Origin of the sequence: Microcoleus sp. B9-D4, from assembly GCF_036705105.1 — a bacterium.
GTDB lineage: Bacteria > Cyanobacteriota > Cyanobacteriia > Cyanobacteriales > Microcoleaceae > Microcoleus.
Map to the genome: position 1 here is coordinate 48122 of NZ_JAUBTS010000014.1, position 8095 is coordinate 56216.

The window sequence follows — 8095 nt, forward strand, 5'->3', positions numbered from 1 at the left end:
GGGGTAGGCACGGGGAGTAGGGGTAGCACTACCCCTACATATTTGTACAACTGATTTAGGATTGCTATAGCATCGGAATTGTAAAATCTAGTCATATCATGTCCGATCGATTAACCATAATATCCCGGTCAGGGCGGGTTTTTGAGAGTGTCAATTATTCGCAGGTATTGTGGGTGAGGGGAGCCCCTACAAAAATCGATCTCGCTCGACCGGACATGATATCATCAGCTTTTAGACTGACAATCAACAGTCAACGGTCAACCGTCAACCGTCAACCGTCAACCGTCAACCGTCAACTGTTCGCTACTTAATAGTCTTGAACGTATCCATTTTCCCAGTAAATCGGTTGATAAACATCTGCAATACAGTCCGCTTGCCGATATTAATATTAGAACTCACGGACATTCCCGACTGCAAGTTAACCTCCACTTCATTCGCCTTGCCTTTGTTCAAAACAAACTTCTGATTCTTGAGCTTAATTTTGGTTTTGAAAGCGTAGTATTTCCGCAGTTCCGTAGGAGGCTCAGCATCGCTGCTAATCTCTATCACTTCACCCTCAGCAGTACCAAACTCCATCGCCGGGAAAGCTTCTACATTCACTTCCACAGGCACGCATTGGTATTTTGTTAAACCCAGTTTCTCTCTGTTAACTTCCTTCTCTGGACAAACGCAACTTTTACCTGTTTCGCAGTCAATCTTTTCTCCGTCTAATTGCTTGCCGTGATACTGCTCCAATTTTGCCCGCTTCTGTCTCAAAGCATCCAATACCAGAGCCACATTGCTGTTTTCCAGGTAAACCACTGCTTCCAGACCGTTTTCGTCATCCAAAACTTTGAGCAGCTTTTCAGTTTGCTGCGCTTCGTAATAAGCTTCTTCGCAGCGTGCTGGGCGCGGTTCGCCCGGTTTCAGCACCGTATTAATAATGGATTGGCATATCGGATCTTTCGCCATATCCAACTTAGCTTTCTCCTTCGTAGAAGGCTTCAAATCAAATATTACCCCCGATACAGGAGCTTTCATCACTTGAGTGTCGCGGTTTTGTTGAGCCTTTTCTAGCTGAGCGTTCACCTCAGACAGCTTTTTCAGGTTTTCCACTTTGAAGCGGCTTAGTTGAGAATCGCTGCTGGCAATTTGTTTCTGGTTTTCAGCAATTTTGGTATAAAGTTCTTTCGCCCAGGTATCCTTCGTGTTTTTCAACTGTTCTTCGGCGCGGGCGATGGACTCCTGAATGCGCGCTTGCTCTCCTTGCTGGCGCTGTATTTCAGCACTAATTTTTTGGATGTCACCTTGACGCGCGTTAATTTCGCCTCGGCGCGTATTGATTTCACCGAGGCGCGTGTTTATTTCGCCTTTGCGAGAGTTGATTTCACCTTCGCGCTGCTTGATTTGATCTTGCTGTTTGAGAACGTCGCTTTGGCCTCTGAAAACATCTTGCTCTTGACGTTCTTTTTGCAGTTCAGCAATGGCTCCTTCCTCCACCAGGGGGGCGAGTCTGCCTAGAATGTTTTGGTTAGACTTCAATACTTGTTGGGATTTCGCTAACTGTTCTTGGGCCAAATCTCTCTGAGCCAGGGCTGATTTTACTTGCTCTTGCGAAGAAGCTAACTGCTGCTGAGCATAATTTAATTGGTTCTGGGCAAAACCCAATTGTTGCTGTGCCACTGTCATTTGATCGCCGGCGGCTTTCTCAGCATCCTGAGCTTGCTTCAGTTGTTTTTCCAACTCCTGAACTTGGCCTTGAGCTGCGGCGACGCGAGACAGAAACTCCGATCGATAATTAACATAAAGTCCTTGCTGGGCTGCATCAAAATTTCCGCTAGCTCCCCGATTGAGGTACAGTTCGTCAATCAAAGCTTGCAGCACTTGATTTTGTGCCGTAAGGCTCTGTCTGTCCTTGATTGTTGATTCTAGGTTAGAAGGAACAGCGCCTTGAATTTTGCCGTTGACAACATCTTCGTAAAATTTATTTTCCTTTTCCAGAGCTTCTTTAGTTTTCTGAACCGATGTTAAATCGGCACTGGGTGCAACTGGGTTGAAAGTGAGCAAAGGCTGGTTCTTTTCCACACGATCGCCATTTTCAACGTGAAGTCTCACCACAGCGCCCGTAGCAGGTGCTTGGATGTCTCTAGCACCATCTTTGAGCTCCAATTGGCCGACAGCGGGGACAGCTTGCTCTACGCTAGCAAAATAAGCCCAAACTACAGCAGAAGTGGTCATCAGCATGATCATCCACAAAAACAAGTGCGACCAAATCGCTGGTTTTTCGAGAATGACTGGTTGCTCAGAAAGTATTAACGATTTCATAGCCATTTGTTAGTTCTCAGTTGTTAAGCGTTAGCGATCAGTTGTGAGTTGTTAGATATCAGGTATTCGATGACTCTTGTTGTTGGAAGAGGCAGTAGTAACGCCCTTTAAGAGCCATTAATTCTTTATGAGTTCCCCGCTCGACTACAGAACCTTGATCCATCATAATAATTACATCAGCGTTTTGGATGGTAGTCAGGCGGTGAGTAATGAAAAACACCGTGCGGCCAGCAAAAGCTTCTGCTAAGTTATTGCAAACTTGGCGTTCGGAATGGTAGTCGAGGGCGCTTGTAGCTTCGTCCAAAATCAGCAGTTTCGGGTTTTGCAAAATCGTCCGGGCGATCGCCAAACGCTGCCTTTGACCCCCTGAAAGCGACGCACCCCGCTCTCCCACCACCGTATTGTAGCCAGCAGGCAAGCCCATAATAAAATCGTGAGCCACCGCTAATTTCGCAGCTCGCACAATCTCATCCGTACTCGCATCGGGATTACTCAGAGCAATATTTTCCTGCACAGTACAGTTAAACAGCAAAGTATCTTGCAACACCACCCCAAGTTGGCTGCGAAGCGAGTACAGTTCCACCTTAGAAATGTCATAGCCGTCTATAAAAATCCGGCCCGACAGCGGCGGATAAAGACGCTGCAACAGCTTCATCGCCGTACTTTTACCGGAACCGCTTCCACCCACAATTCCCACAAAACTGCCAGCAGGAAATTCCAAATTAACATTAGCTAATTGCAGTGCCCCGCTTTCTAGAAATCGGAAGGAAACCTCCTCATAGGTAACCTGCCCTTGAATTGCTGGCAGCGGGATATTGCTGCGGTCTTCATCGCTGGTTTCCGTCGGCGTATCGACCACATCCTTAAGCATATCGATCGACATCGAGACTTCTTGGAAACTCTGCCAGACGCTGACAAAACGCAGCAGCGAACCAGTCACGTTTCCGGAAATAATTCGAAAAGCAATCAACTGACCCAAAGTAATCTCATTTCCCAGTACCAAATAAGCTCCCACCCACAACTGAGCTAAGTTACCCACCTGGTTTAAAAAGCTGCTAACCGTACCTGCCGCAGTCCCCGTGATAATTGTTTTAAAACTGGCTGTAATGTATTTTGCGTAGCGGCTCGACCACTCCCAGCGGGATTTCAATTCAATATTTTGAGCCTTAACAGTTTGAATCCCGCCGACTACTTCCACTAAATAAGATTGAGAGTCAGAAAAACGCATATTTCTCTGTTTGATCAGGCGCAGCACCAGCGGATTGATTATAACAATCATCAGCCCCAGTATCGGTACCACTGCCAAAGATACTGCCGTTAGCTGCACGCTGTAGGAGAGCATCACGGCGACGTAAACCACCGAAAATACCGCATCAAGAACCACTGTCAGAGCTGTACTCGTCATGAATTCCCGAATCTGGCCCATCATGCTGAATTTGTAAACCAGATCTCCCACGCGCCGATTGTCAAAGTAATTCTGGGGCAGCCGGAGCAAGTGGTCGATTACCTCCGCACTCAATTTGACATCGATGCGGTTTGAGGTATCTATAAACAAAAAGGTACGCAAACCGTTGAGCAGTCCTTCAAACAGGGCAACACCTAACAGAAAGGCACCCAAAATATCCAAGGTGTCAATGCTGCGCTGACCTAATACTTTATCAATAATTATTTGGCTGATTAATGGGTTGGCAAGACCAAATAACTGTACAAAAAACGAAGCAAGCAACACCTCAAAAAACACTGTCTTGTGTTCCATGAGGGCCGGCACAAACCACCAGAAGCTGAACTGCTCTTTTTGCTCAACTTGCGGAGCTTGCAGCAGCAGAACTTCTCCTGATTCTCCCCATATTTCTTTAAACTGAGGTATCCGCTTCCGCATCAGCCCCTGTTCGGGCGTGGCGAGCACCAATTCTTGCTCGGTGATGCTGTAAATAATGGCAAAGCTATCTTGCCATTTAATCATTACGGGAGCTTTGATGCGGTTGATCGCTTCTGCGGGCACTTGCGCCAATTGGGGCGTGAGGCCGATGCTTTGGGCGATCGCCCCGCAGGCTTGCATACTGATAGAACCGGCGGTTTTTAACTGATTTTCTAGAACTTTGCGGATGATATCTCGACGAAATTTGAGGCCGAAATACTTGCTCAACATCTGGAAGCAAGCTAACGGGCTGTCAATCTGCCCTTTGGCGCGGAAAACTGGGTATCTCGCCCCATCCTTTGTTTGGGGGTCGGTTTTGGGTTCTGGGGGACGGTCTGGGCCGGGTAGAACCTCGATCAATTTTCCACCGATCGGCTTGGGCCCTGGGTCTACTATATCTGTCGGGCCCAATGGGTCTGTTTCTTGAGGTTCTGGGGGTTCCCGGAAACCTACCAATCGCGCGCCGAGGCGGCCTTCTACTTTTAAGGATTTGGCTGCGTTTTCCACAGAGAAGCGGCTGCCGGTGGGAAAGTCGCCCAAGACGCCGCTGCTGACGAGCCAAACTCGATCTGCATCTAGCTCTTTGGCGATGTCTTGAGTTTTTTTGTTGCCGTTTGGTACGTTAACAACTGTCGCATCTTGCCAAGCTTGCAGGGTAAGTTCCTTGAGATTGGAAGTGCCGTCGGCTTGGCGTTGCAATTCCAGGCTCAACAGTTCAAATACTTCGCTCAACGAACAGTGTTCGCGAAAGGCTTCTCCAAATGTCGGCTGTTTTTCCAGTACGCTCAGGAAATCTTCGGCAGGTAGGACGATCGCGATCACATCTGTAGAGGCTATCGCCGTTTCGCAGGGAACTCCTCTGAGCAAGCCAGCCCAGCCCAGGATTTCCTTCGACTGCACCAAGCGCAAACTTACGTGGCGCTGCGAGCGCTGGTCAAATCCCAGCAGCCGGGCCTGGCCTTGATAGATAATTGCCACCTGAGTCGGCATTTTTTCCCGTTCAAACAGGGGTTGCCCCGTCCGGTAGCCAAGGAGTTGGCATTTAGCCACCAAGGCTGTCAGAGCCGTCTCTGACAGTCGGTCAAAGGGAGGTGTTTGAGCTAGGAAATCCTGAATTTGGGAGAGGGAAACAGCGGAAGAAGTCATCCAATTTTAGATTTTAGATTTTAGATTTTAGATTGAATCCACAGATGAATCCAGGGGGTTTTTGTCAGGATGCTACGCTTTTTCAAGTCTCCACGGATAAATCCGGGGGCCCCTGACCCAATTGCTTGATTGTCATGAAATTGAAGACACGGAGGAGAGGGGCTGTAGCGGGCCTATTTGCGATATCTGTTCGGCGAGCCAGCTTTCAAAGAGTTCGTTAATCAAGTGCAGCCGCATCGATTCATCGAGTTGGGCCGGCATGAACTTTTCTAGTCGAATAATTACCATCCATTCTGCCAGAGGACGCGGCGTCCAGAGTTGATTTGGCTGGCTGACGGACAAAAGTTTGCTGATTGCCGGGTGGGGCTGGCTGAGGGGTACGGGGCCCAACAAGCCGCCTGACTTCGACTCGGGCCCTTCGGAATAGTCGCGGGCCACTTCAGCAAAGGTTTGTTCCCCTTCGAGGATGCGAAAGTAAAGTTCGTTTGCCAGTGCTGGATTTTTGGTGCGTACCAGGGAATAGACTACGTGGTCTAGGCTGGCTTTGCGGGTTAAAAAATAATTATCTACTTTAGGTCTCCAAGTGGCTTGCTTAAATTTTTCGATCAGCAAGGGCCTAACGGCCATCTCTTGAAGTTCTTCTTCCGTCATATTTTGGCCGCGCAGCCAAGCTTCTTTGGCTTCGGGGGCTGTCAGTTGGTGTTGTGCCAGAAAGTTCTCCACGGCGGATTTGCGTTCTTCGTCGCTGCAACTAAAGGATGCGATCGCTTGGTCTACTATTACACCCCGCAAGAATTGTGGCATCAACTGATACCGCTTCAGGAGCGATGGCATATCCTGAGCTTGCAGTAATTTATCGCCTATTTGAAAAAGTCCTGTCATTTTTTTATCTCCAACTGACTTGCGCTTCCCCTTTTAATTTAGCTGTGGCAGGAAAAGAGCGACAACCACTAACCCCTCGATTCCCCGATGATAGCAGACCGTCAGTGGGCTAGCGCTATTGCTGTCTATTTCTTGACGCTCTGCCTAGCGAGGGGTTCCCCACGGGTCTCACAATGGTAGCGGGATGCGAGAGTGGGAGAGTCGGAAAATCTTTACTTCTGCCATCTTCCTTCTTCCCTCAACATCCATCCGTTAAATCCCGTACACTGCTTAGTTGCTGAACTTCCTTCTTCCTTCACTCTCGGAATAGTCTTTCAAAGAGTGTTCCGAGTTGGGTCGAGCAAGCGCGACTGTCGAGATATTGGGGGTTTGCCGCCATTTTTTGCTGGATTCGCTCGCGGTAGTGCCGGCGCAGTTCTGGGTTGGTTCCCAGTGCTGTACTCAGCTCTAAATAAGAGTTCTCGCTGTTTGCTACCAGTTCCGGAAGTAGTAGTTCTTCGAGCACTGCGGCTGATTGTCGCGATCGAGTTGTTTGCCCTTTTCTTACCACTACAGGCAACCCTGCCAACAGGGGTTCTGCTAAGGAGCAGGCACTGCTGTATGGATAGGAGTCTAAATATATATCAGCCAATTCCAGACATTTTATGCAATCGGCGCGAGATGGCAGGGCTTTAATCACAACTAAGCGCTTTTTGTCAATCCCAAATTCGGCAAAGAGCGATCGAATTTGTTTGTAAAAAGGCACCGTCGGATAGTTTTCATTGCGGGAACGAAAGGGATACAAAACTAAAATAGAATTTGGTACCGCCGCAATAATTTTTGCCCAAGTTTCTCTCAATTCTGGGATAATTGTCAAAGCTTGAGCGCCGGACATGAACACTACAGAGTCATCGGTAGCTCCCCAACTCCTGCGAGTCGGTTCAACTCGGCCAGGTGCTGATCCTACAGTATAGCTTAAACAAACTCCCGACCCTTCTAAACTAATTAATTTTTCGCGATACTCTGCTGCTGCACCTGCGGGCAGTGCCAAATCTCCGGCAATGAAATAATCGATATTTCGGGTTCCGGTGGTTGCGGGGGTTGATACACCGCTAGCTATTTGCACTCGCGCTAGTCGGTGCAGGCACAGGAGGGCGCTTGGTTGAGAAGTGTCGGTAGTATTGGTGCAGATTAGCAGAATATCTAAATCGTGCGATCGCATTTCTCGGACTTGATGGGGCAAATCTTCTGACAGTTGCACCAGTTTGTCAGCGCAATTTTCGCAATATTTCCCCAGTCGCTCGTCTTGTACCTGGAAATAGTACACGATTATTTCAAATTTGCTTCTGTCTAAATATTCAAAACTCCCAATTGCAGCACGAGTCTCGGATTCATCACTAATTTTATCCAGCAAAAAGCCAACTCTAATTTTAGTTCTTTCAGGTTCTCTCTGAGGAAAATTCCATTCTATTTGACTGCCGATATTTTTCAAATTAAATTCCAGAATATCAGCTCGCTGACTCAATATATTGAGCAGATTGACCTCGCTCAAATACAAAGCTTGGAAGCTAACATTTTTCGCAATAAAAGCCGCTAAATAACGCCAAACTTCTGAATCGGGAAAACTGGCGATATTAGCTGCGACGTACTTGATTAACTGCTGGAAATATTCAGAGTACCTTTCTACTTCCGACTTTGGTTTAAACTGATATTTTGCACCCTTCTCAATTACTTGTTGAGGAACAGGCAAGATGCCTGTTCCACCAGAAAATTCATCTGTTGTGGAACTAACAGGCAAGATGCCTGTTCCACCAGAAAATTCATCTGTTGTGGAACTAACAGGCAAGATGCCTGTTCCACCAGAAA

General features: G+C 47.8%; 4 protein-coding genes. All 4 read right to left on the reverse strand.

The window, feature by feature from the left end:
- Positions 1–303 precede the first annotated feature (303 nt).
- Positions 304–2310, reverse strand: a complete 2007-nt coding sequence (locus QUB24_RS11335; protein WP_333153271.1) for a chromosome partitioning protein ParA — start codon at positions 2308–2310, stop codon at positions 304–306.
- A 52-nt stretch (positions 2311–2362) separates the two neighbouring features.
- A complete protein-coding gene (locus tag QUB24_RS11340) occupies positions 2363–5368 on the reverse strand; it encodes a peptidase domain-containing ABC transporter (protein ID WP_333153272.1) in 3006 nt (1001 codons plus the stop codon).
- A gap of 132 nt (positions 5369–5500) precedes the next feature.
- Positions 5501–6250: a peptidylprolyl isomerase gene (locus QUB24_RS11345; protein ID WP_333100464.1), complete on the reverse strand. Its 750-nt coding sequence runs from the start codon at positions 6248–6250 to the stop codon at positions 5501–5503.
- A gap of 295 nt (positions 6251–6545) precedes the next feature.
- A partial coding sequence (locus QUB24_RS11350) for an O-linked N-acetylglucosamine transferase family protein (protein WP_445300400.1) occupies positions 6546–8095 on the reverse strand: 1550 nt, incomplete at its 5' end.

Bases quoted from the DNA above. Each gene is read 5' to 3' on its own strand.
- QUB24_RS11335 (WP_333153271.1), bottom strand. From the start codon at position 2,310: ATGGCTATGAAATCGTTAATACTTTCTGAGCAACCAGTCATTCTCGAA.
- QUB24_RS11340 (WP_333153272.1), bottom strand. From the start codon at position 5,368: ATGACTTCTTCCGCTGTTTCCCTCTCCCAAATTCAGGATTTCCTAGCT.
- QUB24_RS11345 (WP_333100464.1), bottom strand. From the start codon at position 6,250: ATGACAGGACTTTTTCAAATAGGCGATAAATTACTGCAAGCTCAGGAT.